Source organism: Pyxidicoccus sp. MSG2 (assembly GCF_026626705.1).
Classification (GTDB): domain Bacteria; phylum Myxococcota; class Myxococcia; order Myxococcales; family Myxococcaceae; genus Myxococcus.
On the sequence record NZ_JAPNKC010000001.1, the window covers coordinates 12388140 to 12404599 of the forward strand.

General features: G+C 68.4%; 8 protein-coding genes. 5 read left to right on the forward strand and 3 right to left on the reverse strand.

Annotation, left to right across the window (positions count from 1 at the left end):
• Nucleotides 1-157: 157 nt before the first annotated feature.
• The 3 genes from OV427_RS47160 to OV427_RS47170 all read right to left on the reverse strand — a co-directional run bounded on the left by OV427_RS47160 (nucleotide 158) and on the right by OV427_RS47170 (nucleotide 8376).
• On the reverse strand, nucleotides 158-1609 hold the full coding sequence (locus tag OV427_RS47160; RefSeq protein ID WP_267862816.1) for a serine/threonine protein kinase: 1452 nt from the start codon (nucleotides 1607-1609) through the stop codon (nucleotides 158-160).
• Nucleotides 1610-2606: 997 nt separating this feature from the next.
• Nucleotides 2607-4061: a sulfatase-like hydrolase/transferase gene (locus OV427_RS47165; RefSeq protein WP_267862817.1), complete on the reverse strand. Its 1455-nt coding sequence runs from the start codon at nucleotides 4059-4061 to the stop codon at nucleotides 2607-2609.
• Nucleotides 4062-4197: 136 nt separating this feature from the next.
• Nucleotides 4198-8376, reverse strand: coding sequence for an Ig-like domain-containing protein (locus OV427_RS47170; RefSeq protein ID WP_267862818.1), 4179 nt, complete (start codon nucleotides 8374-8376; stop codon nucleotides 4198-4200).
• A gap of 274 nt (nucleotides 8377-8650) precedes the next feature.
• On the opposite strand from OV427_RS47170, the gene OV427_RS47175 reads away from it, so the two are divergent.
• The 5 genes from OV427_RS47175 to OV427_RS47195 all read left to right on the forward strand — a co-directional run bounded on the left by OV427_RS47175 (nucleotide 8651) and on the right by OV427_RS47195 (nucleotide 16434).
• Nucleotides 8651-8836 (forward strand): hypothetical protein, encoded by a 186-nt coding sequence (locus OV427_RS47175; protein ID WP_267862819.1) that lies wholly within the window; start codon nucleotides 8651-8653, stop codon nucleotides 8834-8836.
• Nucleotides 8837-8982: 146 nt separating this feature from the next.
• On the forward strand, nucleotides 8983-12117 hold the full coding sequence (locus tag OV427_RS47180; protein ID WP_267862820.1) for a hypothetical protein: 3135 nt from the start codon (nucleotides 8983-8985) through the stop codon (nucleotides 12115-12117).
• A 192-nt stretch (nucleotides 12118-12309) separates the two neighbouring features.
• Nucleotides 12310-14541 (forward strand): mucoidy inhibitor MuiA family protein, encoded by a 2232-nt coding sequence (locus OV427_RS47185; RefSeq protein WP_267862821.1) that lies wholly within the window; start codon nucleotides 12310-12312, stop codon nucleotides 14539-14541.
• A 45-nt stretch (nucleotides 14542-14586) separates the two neighbouring features.
• Nucleotides 14587-15126: a GFA family protein gene (locus OV427_RS47190; protein WP_267862822.1), complete on the forward strand. Its 540-nt coding sequence runs from the start codon at nucleotides 14587-14589 to the stop codon at nucleotides 15124-15126.
• Between the two features lie 33 nt (nucleotides 15127-15159).
• Nucleotides 15160-16434 carry an MFS transporter gene (locus OV427_RS47195; RefSeq protein ID WP_267862823.1) on the forward strand — a complete coding sequence of 425 codons (1275 nt, stop codon included), beginning with the start codon at nucleotides 15160-15162 and terminating at the stop codon, nucleotides 16432-16434.
• Nucleotides 16435-16460: the final 26 nt, after the last annotated feature.

Below are 16460 nucleotides of genomic sequence, written 5' to 3' on the forward strand. Positions count from 1 at the left end.
TTACCAAGTTGCATGTTTGCCATGAATTGCCTGAATTGTAGCCCGGACAGATAAATGGAGAGCTGGTGGAGACCCCGGCGCCATGTGCAGGCGTGTCCCCCATGCATGGCCTCTTCTACGCCGGCCGGGAGCACAACTCGGGCTCTGGAGCAGCTTGCTATGGACCGCCGTCCCGAGCCGCGGGGCCCGAGGTGGAAGGGCGTGTCGGGGCCGGGACGGGGATGTAACACGCGCCCCTGTATTCATAGCCGTCCTCATCGTCACAGTCCTTCACGTCTACAGGCAGCTTCCACCAACAACCGCCGTTGATTGCGACCTGCACCTTGCCGGGACAGCGGCCCTTGCCATCCGGCCGCCGCTGCCCCGGGAAGGGCTTCGGTGGCAGTTCTACCGCGATGGATGCCCACACGGAGGGGGCTCGCTCCGGCGCCACAAACGCCGTCAGTGCTGAGTCCCCCACTGCCACGGTGCCGGCATCCTTCGACTCTTCCTGCTCCGCAAGCTGGGACGTCGCGGGCTCCTCGGAGCGCCTCACGCTCAGCAGCCCCCCAACGCTCAGCGCCAGTGCGCCTCCCAGCCCGGCGGCCGCCAACCAGGGCCACCTCCGCATGCGAGGCGGGGGCAACACCGCGACGCGCTGGATGATGGGAACAAGGCCCGCGGGCCTCGGCTCTTCTCCCTTGAAGAGCGGCACCTCCGCTTCGCGTCCTGCGCGGCGCGCGGCCTTCTCCAGCGCTTCCGCCACCTCCCTCGCGCTCCCTCTCTCCTCCGGGCGGGGCGACAGCATCCGCGACACCAGCGCGCTCAGCTCCGCGGTGCACCGGGGGTTGCTGACTCGCGCCGTCCAGGACTCCAACTCCTCAGGGCTCCACCTCCACTCCTCCTCCTCCCACGGGTGCGCAGACGGTGGGTACTTCTCCGTCACCAGTCGATAGGCCGTCACTCCCAGGGCGAAGACGTCATCCGCCGGCCCCGGCGGATACGCGACAGCCGGGAGCCTGGCCGGGGGCTTGCTCGAGCCCAGGGCGAAGCGCCACGCCTCGGGCGAGCGGTAGGCCGGCGTGCCGGGTGGAAATGGCTTCGGCGTCAGCGTGGCGGCCCCCAGGTGGTGCCCGCAGCCGAAGTCCAGGAGGAAGGGCTGGCCGTCCGCACGCCGGACGCGGACATTCTCTCCCTTCACATCGCGGTGGAGCCCTCCGGCCGAATGAGTGGCATCCAGCGCTCGCGCCAGCCGCGCAAGCAGCTGAAGCACCTGCCGCGAAGTCGGGCGCTGGGCCTGGGCCCACTCATAAAGCGACAGGCCCTCCACCCACTCCATGGCGAGCCAGGCGTACGTCACTCCCTCCCGGGGCTGCCAGTGGCCATGGTCCAACAACCGCGGGACGGCGGGGTGGTGGATGCGCGAGAGCAGCTCCGCCTCACGCGCGAAGCGCGCATCCCTGGGGTGCAGCGCCAGCTTGAGGGCCACGGCTTCCGCGGCCAGCTCCTCGGCGGGCACCGCGCGGTAGACGACGCCGTAGGTGCCACGCCCGCGCTGCTCCAGCACTCGCCACGGGCCGACTCGCGTCCCAGGAGGCAGTCTTGCCGGATTGAGCTCGTCAGACTCCATGAGGTCCCTCGTGGGGCGGTCCGCACCGCGCACGCGGAGCCTACTCCCGAGGTAGTTGAACTCCAACGTCATCCAGCAGGTGGACGACAGCCGCCGTGTGACCGGGCCGAGCCGAACGCTGGCGCGTCCGCGATGAGGCGGCGCGCTTCCTCCAGCCATGCACGCAAGGCTGGCAACAGTGCCGAGCTTCGAGGGGACTTCGGTTGAATACAGATTTCGCTGGCTCGTCACGAGTCTCGCCTGAGGGCCCAGAGGTGGTGCCATCAGGATTCAACTGGTTCCCACTCCAGAGGCCCCCATGCCATCACTCCGTTTCCTGTTGCCCGCTTGTGTCTTCGTCATCTTGTCCGGCTGTGCGGCATTGACCCAGCAGTGGCGAGAGACCTATTGCAGCCGCGAGGGCGGCTACCGGCTCGGAGTGGAGCATGCAAGCACGGGGTTCCCCCTGCAGCCCCAGGCGGCCTACAACTGCGATGAGTCGGTTCGGTCCGCGATGGGCGAGGGTTACCGCGAGGGTTATGCCTCTGTCGCGCAGAGCGCGCCACCTCCCACCCAGAGCGCGCAGACCGCGTCACCTCCCACCCAGAGCGCGCAGGCCGAGCCGCCTCCAGCGGAATCGGCGAGCGTGAGCCCTCCTCAGGCCTCGTCTTCCGCCGCGCCGGCCGAGGAGATCAGGTGCTGCGTGAACGGCGTCTACTATGGGTGCCCCGATGCCGCGACGCTCGATCGCTGCGGAGGGGCTTTCTCGCGGTGCATGATGGGCTGCATGTCCTCCTCGGACATGAAGTGCCCTGACCGCTGCTTCGCGTCGCATCCGCCTGATCCGTCCGCCTGTCGGCGGGACTCTGACCGCGACTCGCTCTGTCGCTGAAGGGCACCCGCTCCGAGTCTGGAGAAGGGGTCCTCCTCCCTCAACACGCCTCCCATTCGCACGATGCGTCACAGACCCGCCGGCCCGTCTTCTCGCGCGAAGGCGGGCGTCCGGGCCGCCGGGGCGTCACACCGCTGGCTCGGTGGGCCAGGCAAAGCCGCTCGGGGTGGTGCCGCTGGCCTGCATCTTCCGGATGAGGTCATGGTTCATCTTGACGAGCTGTTTCCTGCTGTCCGGCGTGATGTTCCGGGGGGCGGCGAGGTTGGTCAGCTCGTCGGGGTCCTGGGTGAGGTCGTACAGCTCGTACTCGAACGCGCTGCCGGTCTCCGTGAAGTAGGCCGCGTACAGCCAGTCCTTCGAGCGCAGCGCCCGGATGTGGCCCGGCGTCGTGGCGGGCATCCCCTGAGCCAGCGCCACGTCGTCGAAGGTGAAGTGGATCGACTCCTGTCGTGGCGCGTCCGGAGCGGTGAACAGCGGGCTCAGATCGATACCTTTGAACTGCCCCGTGTACTTGTCGAGCACCCCCGCCACCGACGCGAGCGTGGGCAGCAGGTCGATGTGCCCCGCGAGCTCCTTCGTCACCAGGGGCGTGGGGAAGAGTCCCGGGTTGGAGACGATGAGGGGGACGTTCACCGTCTCATCGTAGGCATTGAAGGTCTTCTCCACGAGCCCGTGTGACATCGCCATCTCCCCGTGGTCCGCCAGGCGGAAGATGACCGTGTTCTCGGTGAAGCCACACGACTCGAGCGTGTCGAGCAGGGTCATGATGTCGCGGTCGACGAGCATCTGGAGGTAGGCGTAGAACCGGGCGTAGCTCGTCCGGTCCGCGTCGCTCCACTGGGGCACGTTCCAGTTCTTCCCGCTGCCCTGGAACCAGGCCTGGACGGAGGGCTTCGTCGACAGGTCCTCGTTCCAGGAAGCGGGAGGCTGGATGGGGAGATCCTCCCAGTCCTTGGGGTCATACCCCGCGGGGCCGTACTGGAACGGCGCCACGTAGACATCGTGCGGGTTGACGAACGAGGCGACGAGGCAGAACGGCTTGCTCGGATCCACGGTCCGCAGGAAGTCGATCATGCTGGGGCCCGTACCCGTGGGCTTCTCCGAGCTTCCCGCGACGGTGCCGAGGTAGCGGGCGTCGTTGTTGTACGCGCCCGCGCCCTGGGTGTTGCCTGGGGACAGCGACGTCCCCGCGTCCGGAGGGTCCCACGGCCCGAAGCCGAGCGCCGTGGGCATGTCGTCGGACGAATCCCCCAGGTGCCACTTGCCCCGGTAGCCCACCTGGTAGCCGGCGCTTGTCATCACCTGCGCCAGCGTCGTGAAGCCGGTGCCCAGCGGCTGTGAGCCCGTGCTCTGCACACCCGTCTGCGCCGGAAAGAGGCTCGTCCAGAGCGTCGCCCGGCTAGGCGAGCACATGCACGTATTCGTGAAGGCCCGCTCGAAGGTGAGCCCGGTCTTCGCGAGCCGCTGGAAGGAGCGCAGATGCTGCTCCGCCCAGCCCTGGGGCCAGTGCCGGAACTGGCGCTGCTGGTCCGTGAGGATGACGAGGATGTTCGGGGGCGTGGACGCGCTGCCAGTCCGCATGGGCACTCCGGGCGACGGGAAAGATCGAGCCTACCCCGGCTCCCGAGCTCTCACACGGGGCCGAGACTCCGATCACCCGCGCGTCCAGAGCAAGGGCCCGTTGTCGGCCGGATTCTAAAGGCAGCGCTACGGCGGCTCAGTTGCCGGCGTAGGCGGACATATTGCTGCCCGGGTAGCCGCCGGTGCCGGACCAGGTGGAGGGCAGCGTCGCGAGGCCCGGCTGCACCTTGTAGGAACCGGTGCCGCTGGTCTGTCGCCAGTAGATGTCTCCCCCGCCGGTGGGGCTGAGGACGGCCAGCCAGTACGTCGTGCCCGACGTCACCGCCTGTGACGTGACGGTACAGACGTTCCACGCGCCGGGAGTGACTGTCGCGACGGTGCAGCTGCGCAGCAGCGCGCCGGGCGTCCCGCTCCCATTCGCATACAGGCCGAGCTGGAGCGTGGTGGCCGCCGTCTGTCCATCCACGTAGATGCGCAGACGCGTGACGTTGCCGGTGGCGCTCGCCACGTAGTTGAACGCGGCCGCGACGCCCGCGTGCTCGAAGTCGGACGTCGTCAGCACGGTGCTGTTCCCGACGAGGGCCGTGGGCGCGGCGAGGGTCGTCGCGCTGGCGTTGGCCGTGAAGGCCGAGCTTCCCACGGCGTTCGTGGCCCGGACCCGGTACCAGTAGCGCGTGCTCGCGGCCAGGCCCGTGTCACTGAACGTCGTCACGTTGGCACCCGGCGTCCCGACCTGGGCGAAGGTGCCCGGGGCCCCGGCGACGTCCGGCGCCCGCTCGACCTGGAAACCGCTCTCGTTGGTCGAGGCATCGGTCCACGTCAGGTCGATCTGCCCCGACGACACCGCCGTGGCCGCCAGCCCGGTGGGCGCCGCGGGCGCGGTGGCGGCACTGTTCACGGTGATGGAAACGGTGCCGGAATTGGTACTGGCGGCGGGGTTGCCGGTGTCCACGGCCACGGCGCTCACCGTGTGGCTTCCCTGGGAGGGATTGCTCCAGGTGCAGCTGTAGGGGCTGGTGTTGCCGGAGCAGATGAGCGACGTGCCGTCCGCGTAGAAGTCCACCCGCGCGATGCTCCTGCCATGACCCGCGGTGGCCGTCGCCGCGAGCGGCACGGGGGCTGGCGCCGTGTACGTGGCATTGGCGACGGGCGAGGTGAGGCTCACCGTGGGCGGGTTGGACAACGTCAGGGGCACCGCGGCGGAGGTGGTGACCTGGAGCGTGTCGTCGGTGGCCTTCGCCGTCACGCTGTGCGCGCCGTCCTGGAGCGAGCTGACCCCGCAGCTCACGGACGTCGTGGTGGGTGCACTCACGGTGCAGAGCAGCACCGTGCCGTTGTCGAAGAACTCGACCTTCGTGAGCGTGCGGCCCGGTCCCGCCGTGGCGGTGGCCTGGAGGTTCAGGTTGGCGGGCGCGGTGAAGTTGGCGTTGGCGGCCGGCTGGGTGATGGACACCGTCGGCGCGGTGGAGCTGCCCGCGGAGAGGCCATACATCGAAGCGCTGGACGCGCCCGCGTACACGGTGGAGGTGCCGAACGTGGGGCCTGGCAGCGCAGAGAGGCCCGTGGGCGAGTAGCGCATGGAGCCGGTGGGCAGGTCCATGTAGCGGAACACCCCTCCCCCGTTCACGCCCAGCAGGGCCAGCCAGTAGACGGTGCCCGTAGTGAGCGTCACCTGCGGCGAGGCGGTGCAGCCGTACCACTGGCCCGTCACCAACGGCAGCGGGTCCACCACGGTGGTGGTGCAGGAGGAAAGCAAGGTGCCCGGAGCGCCCGAGGCATCGCTGTAGACGCCCATGGACAGCGAGGCATTGGCATTGCCCGGCGCCGCGAAGACCTTGAGCGTCCCCAGCGTCCCCGTCGCGACGGCGGTGTACTGGAAGGCGTTCACCGAGCCGCCATTGTCGAAGTCGTTCTGCGTCCCCACGGTGTCGACACCCACGAGCCGCACGCCGCCCACGGACGGGCTCACCGTGAAGCTCACCGGCGCGGAGTTCGTGACGAGCGCCGGGTTGCCATTGTCGGTCGCACGGGCGAAGACGTTGGAATACGTGCCGGCCGTCGCGTTCCAGGTGCAGCCCGTGCCGGTGGTCGTGAAGCAGAGCGACGTGGTGCCCTGGAAGAACTCCACGCGCGTGAGGGTCCGCCCCGCGCCCGCGCTGGCCGAGGCGCTGAGCGTCATGCTCCCCGTGGGCAACGTGGCGCCGGAGGTGGGGCTGAGGATGCTGACCGTGGGCGGGCCAGCGACCGTGATGGCCACCGACGCGGAGCCGCTCTCTCCCTGGTTGTCCACCGCCTCCGCGCTCACGGAGTGGCTGCCATTGCCCAGGCTGCTCGTGGCCGTGCAGGTGACGGGGTTGGAGACCGGGGCGTTCACGGTGCAGAGCACGGTGGCGCCCGCGCGGAACGTGACGCTGGCAACCGTGCGGCCCGTACTGGCGGTGGCCGTTGCGCCCAGGCTGAGCGTCGCGGGCGCGGTGAAGTTCTGCCCGGTGGAGGGCGTGGTGATGGCGACGGTGGGGGCGGTGGGAGGCGCCCCGGAGATGACGATGACCCCGCTGGTCGAGTGGCGGATGCGGAGCGCGTTGTTGCCGGTGTCGAAGGTCCACCCGTCCGCGGCCAGGTCCGTGCGCTGGGAGAGGGCGGTGCCACCCACCGTCACCGTCGAGGGCACGAAGGCGAGGCGGAGCACCTCCGTCGCGCTGGCGTCGTAGGTGGTGTAGCGGACCTCGTTGCCGGGCCCGTAGGTGACGCTCTTCACGACGGAGGTGGAGCGCAGCAGGTGGTTCTGTCCGGCGGGCGCCCAGTCCGGCTGCGCGCCCATGCCGATGACGAAGTGACGGATGAAGTCCCCCCAGCCATCCGTGAACCAGACGTTGTTGGGGTACGGCCCGTCGATGGTCAGCCCGCTGTTGCGCACCATGTACGTGGCCCAGTTGAACGCGCGGAAGGCCTTGTCCTTCGCCGCCGCATCCCCGGTGAGCTCCGCGTAGCGAGCATTCACCGCGGCGTAGCGCGCGGTGTGGCTGCCCATCTTGTAGTGGAAGGCGTACTGCTCCTTGATGGGCCGCGCGCCGAACTCGAGCGTGTCCCCGAAGTTCGTCTCGATGAAGGCGATGATGTTCTGCACGTGCGACTGCCAGCTCGGGTCCAGGGTGGGGTTGTCCATGAGGAACTTGGCCGTCTCCCCGGGGACGAGCTGGTTCAGGTTGTTGGTGGCGTCCGAGCCCACGTCCTCGAAGTACTGGGTCCAGTTCTGCGTCGCGATGGGGCCGTTGGCTCCGAGCAGCCACGCGAGGACCGTGGCCTGGGTGCTCTGCCATTGGGACAGCCGCGTGGGGGTGTAGCCGGGTGCGCCGTCCAGGGCGCCCGCCTGGCCCAGCCGGATGAGCTCCTGGAAGAGCTTGAGGGGCTCGACGACGTTGGACGCTTGGTTGTCGACGATGTTCGCGCCGGTGCGCACGGCGTTGTCGGAGGCCCGCACGCGGTAGGGCCACGGCGACACGGTGGCGCTCGGGGTGCGCAGGTGGCTGGTGAGCTGGTTTGCCGCGTTGATGGCCATGTCGCGGTAGGCCGTGTTGCCATTGAACTTGAAGGCCTGGACGGCGGCCCATGCGAGCGCGCCCACCTTCTCCGGCTGGAGGTAGCCCACGCCGTCCCCTACTCCCACCGAACTGCCCGCCTGCGTGCCGGCGTACGTCAACGTGCCGCTGGCGCCGCTCGCGTAGGGCACCTGCGACCAGTGGTCCCCCACGGCCGTCATTCCGTGCGCCAGGTGCCAGTCCAGCAGCGCCAGCGCGGCGTTCCGCAGGCGCGGGTCGTTCTTGTAGGGCGAGTACGCGAGGCCGGACTCGATGAGCATCGCGTTCAGGCCCGCGGGGTTGTGGGGCCAGCCCACCGGCGCGCCGGCGGGAGAACACCCGGGCGCCGTGCCGCTGCACAGGTACGAGTGTGCGTAGTAGGCGGGCTTGGGCACCGACGGGTTCGTGAGGTTGGACAGATCGGGCAGCGCGAGCAGGTAGTTCTGGTTCAGGTCCAGCACGTAGTCATACGCGGCGGCGGAGCCCGGGTTCGTGGGTGGCGCCCAGGAGAGGAGCTTCCCCGTGCCGTCGCACTGCGCGGCGTGCTGGTCGATGCTGCCTCCCCCGCTGCAAGCGAGCGCCTGTCGCACGGTGGTGGCCCCGGGCGCTTCGATGGGCTCGGGGCTGCCGGAAGGTGCGACGCAGGCGGTGAGGAGGACGCAGGCGAGCGCACCGATGAGGCCCGGACGCGACGTGAAGAGGGAGCGGACGGGCCGCTCCGGCGGAGGGGAATGCATGGGGTGGGTCCTTCAGGGGTGACGTGCGACAGGCCGTGCGCGCGCGAAAGGCCACGGCCCCCGGAGACTGCTCTCTCCAGGGCCGGCGGGAACTGCCTGGGTGGGGGGAATTCGTGGAGGGGGTATTCGTGGCGGGATTATCGCCGCGCCCGCTCGCCGGTTGCGTCGCGCCCGGACCGGCCCTGGGTGAAGTGGTATCGCCCCAAGGCGGGCACATCCGGGGCGATTTAGCTGGCGCCCAGCGGCGTACAACTGGGGGATCATCGCGGAGAAGGTGACGAAGATCGACCCGGTCTTCGACAAGCTTGAGCGAGCCAGACGCGATCTCAAACGAGAGTCCTCCTCGATGGGCGGCGACTCGCAGATGCTCGAGCTCCTGGCGCTCAACGCTGGCTTCGTCGCACTGTTTCTCGGCTCCGCCTGGCTGCTCCAGCGCGGTGCGCACGGGCGACCCGCATGAGGGGATGACTGTCTTTTGAGATTGCGAAGCTCGGATGCTCGTTGGCACCTCGGCCAGCTGAACAGGCGCTCTGTCTCAAGCCTCGACCGTTGACATCCCGAGTGACGCCCAATAGACGGGCCGCCACCGAGTGGAGGATACAAAACATGCGAACAGTGTGGACGATGGTAGCCGCATTCACCGTCCTGGTGGCGACAGGTTGCCGGGTTGACGTCGAACCGGGTGACAGCGTGAAACAGAATGAGGGTGTCACCGGTGTCGTGAGCCAGGCGATCGGGCCGACCGCGCCGATCGGCAACCATGAGGGTATCTGGGCGAACGTATCGACGAGCCGGTACTTCAGCGACGGCTGGACGTGCGATCCCGACGGATGGGCGTCGCCAATCACGATGCACTTCTACATGGACGGCACCTACGCGACAGGAGTCATCGCGGGAGGTGTATCGGCCAATCTCTCACGGCCGGACGTCGTCAACGTCTGCGGCGGCACGACGATGCACGGCTGGCATTGGGACATCCCGGACGACCCGCGCTGGCAGTACGGTACGCACTCGCTCTACGGCTACGCGCTCAACGACAACGACGTCGGTCCCCACCCGATGCTCGGCTCGCCGTCATTCACCTACTACAAAATCAGCGGCAACGTGGGTGCGGCCAGCGTCACCGTGTCGGTCGGCCCGCGTTCGGCCGTGTCCGACGCAAGCGGCAACTATACGATCTATAGCCTCGTTCCGAACACGTGGACGGTCACGCCGTCGAAGGGTGGTTGCACGTTCTCCCCGTCGTCGATGGCGGTCACTGTCGCGCCTGACGGTCTGGGTAAGAACTTCACGATCAATTGCGGCGGTACGAGCACCTATTCGATCTCGGGCAACGCGGGCACCGCGTCGGCGACCCTCACCGCCACCGGCGGCTACTCGACGACCACGGGTTCGGGCGGAGATTATACGCTCAGCTCGCTACCGACGGGCACGTATACGGTGACGCCGTCGAAGTCGGGCTGCACGTTCTCACCGACCTCGCGCACCGTGAGCGTCGGTCCGAACGCGACCTCGCAGAGCTTCACGGCCTCGTGCCCTGGTGGTGGCTGGAGCGGCCCGACCGTGACCGTCACCTCCGACTCCGAGCGCAAGAAGGTTCGCATCTGCCCGCAGGGCGGCGGCACCTGCACCGAGGGCGTTCCGCTCTTCCTCGCACTCAACGCGCAGACGACCGACGTCGGGAACGGCAATTGGAGCGACTTCGACACGCAACTCGCGGCGATGGATTCGCATTTGTACGGCGTTGCCGGTGCGGTTCCCATCGTCGAGGTACACCTCCTCAATACGCAGACGTACTTCCTGAACCAGCTCATCTCGCACCTCAACGCGATGGCGCATCCACCGTACCTCCTGGTCCGGTGGTTCATCGAAGCGCCGAGCAGCGAGCTCCTCCGCGGTGTGAACATGGCGGGCGCATACGAAAACCAGACGCTTCCTGATGTCAACGCGGCATGGATCACTGCGGCGAGCACCGAGATCCAGAACGTGCTCGGGCATATCGACCAGAACTACCAGGGCAAGGTCGTCGGATTCATGCCGACCTTCCTTTCGAGCGGTGAGTGGTTTCTCGAGCCACTGGCTGCCGGCGGCATCCCCGCGGGTGGTTCGTCCGGCCTGCCGTGGTCGGTCGCGAGCATGGCGAATTTCTACTATCCAACGGTCACCAACGCGGCGAGCTCGGAATTCTGCGCGTGGAGCGGACTCCCGAGCGATCTCGTGACGGGCTGTCGCGTTCCGACCCTCGCCGAACGCAACGGCGGCGCCGCCAACGGTTCAACGCTTCCGAACTTCGTGCTCGACCCGACGAACATCAACTCCAAGCGCGCGGCGTACTTCAACCAGCACCAGTCGATTCGTATCGCGAGCGCGATCCGCGACCTGTGCAGCACCGCCAAGACGCTCACCGGAAACCGCATCCTGACCGTCGCGTTCTATGGCTACTTGTTCGGTCGTGAGTGGAACCTGCCGGCCAGCGGTCACCTCGGGCTGAAGACGCTTCTCGCCAGCAGCTCGATTGACGCGATTGCGGCGCCGCTCAGCTACGCGTGGGGGCGCGATACGGGCCAGCCGTTCATCCCGCAGGGGCCAATGGACTCGCCGAACAACTACAGCAAGCTGTGGATCCACGAGGACGATACCCGCACGGTCCTGGCGCCCGCATCTGCCGGCTACAAGTTCGCCAACACGGTTGCGAAGACCCAAGCGGTTCTCCGCCGCAATGCGATTGCGACCGCGATCCACGGCAACGGCCTCTACTGGCTCGATCTCACTGGCGGTTGGTTCGGAGATGCTGCCTACCCGAACGAGACCGATCAGCTGTGGGACGCGCTCGCCGACATCGTGGCGCAGGCGAACCGCGTATCGACGAACGTGACCAACCCGGTGACACCGCAGGTTGCGGTCATCGTCGACGACCTGTCGCCAGCGTACATGCCCGCCATCAACCCGGCGGGTGAGTCGAGCTACGACTACGCGAACAGGGTGTATGGCAGTGCCCTCGACACGATTGCGCGCATCGGTGCACCGTTCCGCATCTACCGCCTCGACGACCTGCAGAGTGCCAATTTCCCGGCGTCGAGCATCAAGCTGGCAATCTTCCTCAACGCCTTCAATGTGACGACGGAAAACCGCACGGCGATCGCGAACAAGCTGAAGGTCGCGGGCAAGACGCTGCTCTTCATCCAGGGGGCAGGTTACCTCAACGGCGATGTCGCCCCCTCGGTGAGCAACATCACGAACCTGACGGGCATCACGACGAATCTGGGGACCGGCACGCTCCCGACGCTGCAGGTCGATCCGACGATCACGGCCAGCACCAACTACGGTCTCGAGTACCCGTTGACCCCGTGGTTCTATTTCGATGGGACGTCGACCAACCTCGGGTCGTACATCTACGACACGGCGAAGCCCGCGCTCGCGAAGAAGGTCTTCACCGTCACTGGCGGCAGCTACACGGTGATCCACTCGGCCTCGCCGGGTCTCACCAGCGAGCTCTATCGCCAGTTCGCGAGTGATGCGGGTGTGACACTGTTCACGGCTCCCGGCGACATCGTCGAAGCACGCGGCAACACGCTCATGGTTCACGTGAAGACCGCGGGCACGCGCACGGTGACGCTGCCGTTCACGCCCTCGCAGCTCTACATGAACACCGGCACGGGCGAGGTGCTGTGCTCGCCGCAGTCGGCGTGCCTGACGCGCTACTTCAGCAACGACGACGTCGCCGTGTACCGGTGGCAATGAGGTAGGAAGCCGACGTCTGGTCGGAACCGACGGCCCGGTGGTGAGACCCATCGGGCCGTGGGTCTTCTTCCCTCGCCAACGCCGTCCCTGTCATGGCTGACGTCGAGCGCGCTCGAAGGAATGAGCCTTTCGTGCGCGCACCATGATGGCTCCGTGAAGATGCCCCCGCGCCCCACTGGATAGCATGGCGCCATGCTTCTTCTCGGACTCCCGAGCCTGCTCCACGCCACCACCGAAGCGCCCATCAGCGCCGTCACCGTCTACAGCGACAGGGCCCGCGTGGTGCGGACCGCCACCCTCACCGTCTCCGGCACCCAGCGGGTGGAGCTGCCCCGGCTGCCGGACTTCGTGGACCCCGACTCCATCCGCGTCGAGGCCCAGGGCGCCGAGGTCTCCTCGGTGGACGTGCGCCCCGCCGACGCCCCGCCCTTCCCCCAGCAGGAGGCGCGCAAGCTGCTCGACGCGCTGGACACGCTGGATGACGACCTCGCCCGCGCCGAGGCCGAGCGCGCCGCCGTGGGGCTCCAGCTCGAAGCGCTTCGCCAGGTGCATCCGAAGGTCAACCCGTACTCGATGAACCCCGCCACCGGCGAGCGGCCGCCCTCCCCGGCCGCGACGTGGAGCGCGTCCGCCGGCTTCCTCGTCGACACCGCCGCGAAGCTGGAGGCGCGCATGCTTGAGCTGGAGGACCGGGCGCTCGCGCTGAAGGACCAGCGCGGGAAGCGACTCGAAGAGGCGGGCCAGCTCGGCACGTGGCCCCGGAAGCCGGGCATCGAGGTGGCCGTCACCCTCTCCGGCACGGGGCTCACGAAGGTGCAGCTCTCGTATCTCGTCCCCCAGCGTGTCCGCTGGTACCCGCGCTACGAGCTCCAGCTCCAGCCGGAGAAGCAGCGCGTGCAGGTGGCCTTCTCCGGCCGCGTCAGCCAGGACACGGGCGAGAACTGGGAGGGCGCGAAGCTCACGCTCAGCACCGCCCTGCCCTCCACCGCCACGTCGCTGCCCCGGTTCGCCACGTGGAAGCTCGGCACCCTGGAGCGCTTCATCCCCGAGCCACGAAGGCAGGAAGAGCGCGCCAGCGCACCTCCACCCCTGCCCTCGCGCGCACCCGAACCGGACCCGGTGTTCTCGCTGCGCCAACAGCTCCTGACGCGCGCGGGCAGGCCATTCCCTTCCGAGGCCGCGCAGACGCCGTCCTCCGGGACGCCCGAGTCCTCCCCGGAGCGGATCTCCCGCCCATCCCAGAGCGGAGATGCCAGCAGCACCTTTGTGGGTACCGTCGTCGACTCCCTGAGCCGGCAGCCCGTGCCCGACGCCGTCGTCACCGCGACCTCGCCTGGTCTACAGGGCGAGCAGACCGTGGTGACGGACGCGCAGGGCAACTACCGCATCCCGTCCCTTCCTCCTGGCGTCTACACCCTGAGGTTCGAGGTGGAGCAGTTCCGGCCCTACGCCCGGGCCGACGTCCAGTTGCGCCCCAACCGCACCATCCGCGTCAACGCGAACCTGCTCCCCGAGTCGCACGATGAGACCGTGGAAGTCACCGGCACTGCATCGAGCATCGACGTGGGCTCCACGACCACGGGCGTCGCCGTGGACGAGGAGTTCATCAAGCGCATCGCAGTGGCGCGTCCGGGCGGCAAGGGAGGCGCGGCCCGCTCCTTTGAGTCGCTGGCCGAGACGGTGGATGGCCTCTCGAGCGGCGGTGCGGTCTCGCCCGAGCCCGGCGTGGACTCCTACGTGGGCCTCGCGCCGCCGCCCGGCTGGCAGCCGCCACGGCTGTCGGAGGACCTGCCCGCCTCGCTCGCCGGCGGCTACGACCTGGCCTTCACCGCGCCGCGTCCGGAGACGGTGCGCAGCGGCCAGGGCGAGCGCGTCGTCCCCCTCCTCATCGAGTCCTGGCCCGTGCAGGTGGAACGCCACGTCTTCCCCGCCCTCGCGGAGGACGCCTTCCTCGTCGCCCAGCTCAAGAGCCCGTCGCGCACCGTGCTGCCGGGCGGCGACGCCGCCCTCTTCGTCGGGGCAGACCCGGCCGGCACCGCGGTGCTGAAGCTCGTCGTCCCTGGCGAGTCCTTCACCCTGCCGCTCGGCGTCGACCCCGCCGTGCGCACCGCCCGCAACGTGCGCCTGGTGCAGGCCAGTGAGGGCTTCATCTCCAAGGACGACCTCAACACCTATGAAGTCACGCGGGAGGTGCTCAATCCCTATCCGTTCCCCATGCAGGTGCGCGTGGTGGACCAGTGGCCCCTCAGCCAGGACGGCAAGGTGGAGGTGAAGCTGGTGCGTACCTCGCCCGCCGCCCGCCAGGACGAGAAGAAGGGCGAGCTGCAGTGGGACCTGGTGGTGCCGCCCACCAGCAAGAGCACCGTGTCCTTCGAATACACCCTGCGACGTCCGCGGCACTGGCGCCTGACCCAGCGCCCGTGAGAAACCGCTCCTCTTCGGCTACCCTCACGAGAAGAAAGCGCGTCCATGACCCAGACCCCTCGGCTCGGCTGCATTTGCGGACAGGTGCATCTCCAGGTGGAGGGAGCGCCCATCCTCAGCGCCGAGTGCTGTTGCAACAGCTGCCGTGCGGCCGGCACCAGGATGCAGTCCCTCACCGCGGCCCCGCCGGTCCTGGAAAAGCACGGCGCGACGCGCTTCGTGCTCTACCGCAAGGATCGCGTCCGCTTTCTCGAAGGCACCGACCTTCTCAAGGAGTTCCGCCTCACGCCCGACGCCAAGACCCGCCGGGTCGTGGCCAGCTGTTGCAACACGCCGGTGTTCCTCGAATTCGAGAACGGCCACTGGCTCAGTCTCTATGGCTGTCTCTGGCCCGTTGGAACGCTGCCCCCGCTCGAGATGCGGACGATGACAGGTGACCTTCCGGCCGGCTCGGCGCTTCCCGATGACGTCCCGAACGCCAGGCGGCAATCCGTCTCATTCTTCATCAAGCTCCTGGGCGCGTGGGTCGCCATGGGCTTTCGGAGCCCGAAGATCGCCTTCGTCAACGGGACTCTCCGTATCTGACGTCGACGCCAGGATCACGGCTACAGTCCCGACATGCACGCCTCCTGGAAGCGCAACACGGCCCTCTTCCTGGGCAGCCAGGCCCTCTCGCTGCTCGGCTCATCCCTGGTGCAGTACGCGCTCTTGTGGCAGGTGACGCTGCAGACGCGCTCGAGCGTCATGATGACGCTCTACATCGTGGCCGGCTTCCTGCCCACGTTCCTCCTCTCGCCCTTCGCAGGGGTCTGGGCCGACCGGTACGATCGCCGCAAGCTCATCGTCCTCGCCGATGCGCTGATTGCGCTGGTGACCCTGGCGCTGGCCGTGGTGTTCACCCTGCGCGGCACGGAGCTGTGGCTCTTCTTCCTGGCCGCGGCGGTGCGCTCCCTGGGCACCGCCATCCAGCAGCCGTCGGTGGGTGCGCTGCTGCCGCAGCTGGTGCCCGAGGACCAGCTGATGCGGGTGAACGGCATCCAGGGCACGCTCACCTCGGTCAACATGCTCGGGGCCCCGGCGCTCGCCGGCTTCCTCATGTCCGTGGCCCCCCTGCAGGTGCTCTTCTACGTGGACGTGGTGACGGCGGCCCTGGCCATCGGCCTCGTGGCCTTCTTCGTCCGGGTGGAGGCGCGCCCCCGTGCGCCGGTGCAGGAGGGGGCCTCGCAGTTGCGGGAGCTTCGCGACGGCTTCGGGTACATCCGCGGCCACGCGCACCTGGTGCCGTTCTTCCTCTACCAGGGGGGCATCCTGGTGCTCATCACCCCCGCCGCGTTCCTCCCGCCACTGCAGACGGCGCGCAGCTTCGGGGTCGAGGTGTGGCGGCTGACGGCCATCGAGATGGTCTTCTCGGTGGGCATGATGCTGGGAGGCGCCGCGCTCGCCGTGTGGAAGGGCTTCGACAACCGCATGCGGACCATCGTCGCCTCCACCCTCATCATGGGGGCCTGCACCCTGGCCCTCGGCGTGGTGCCCCACTTCGGGGTGTACCTGGCGTTCATGGCGCTCTTCGGCGTGGCGATGCCGCTCTACAACACCCCCGCCATGGTGATGCTCCAGGAGAAGGTGGAGCCGGCCTACCTGGGTCGGGTCTTCAGCGTGATGACCATGCTCTCCACCGCGCTGATGCCGCTGTCCATGCTGCTCTTCGGCCCCCTGGCGGAGTCGGTCTCCATCGAGCGGATCCTGCAGGTCACCGGCGCGCTCGCGCTCCTCCTCGGCCTGCTCGCGCCGCTGCACCGCCGGCTGATGTCCTTCGGCGAGCCCAGGCATGCCCTACCCGAGGCCCAGCCGGCACGGGCCTCCGGGGGTGCTGTGGAGGAGGAGGGAGGGTAGCGAAGGGGCCGAGGACAACCGCTGAC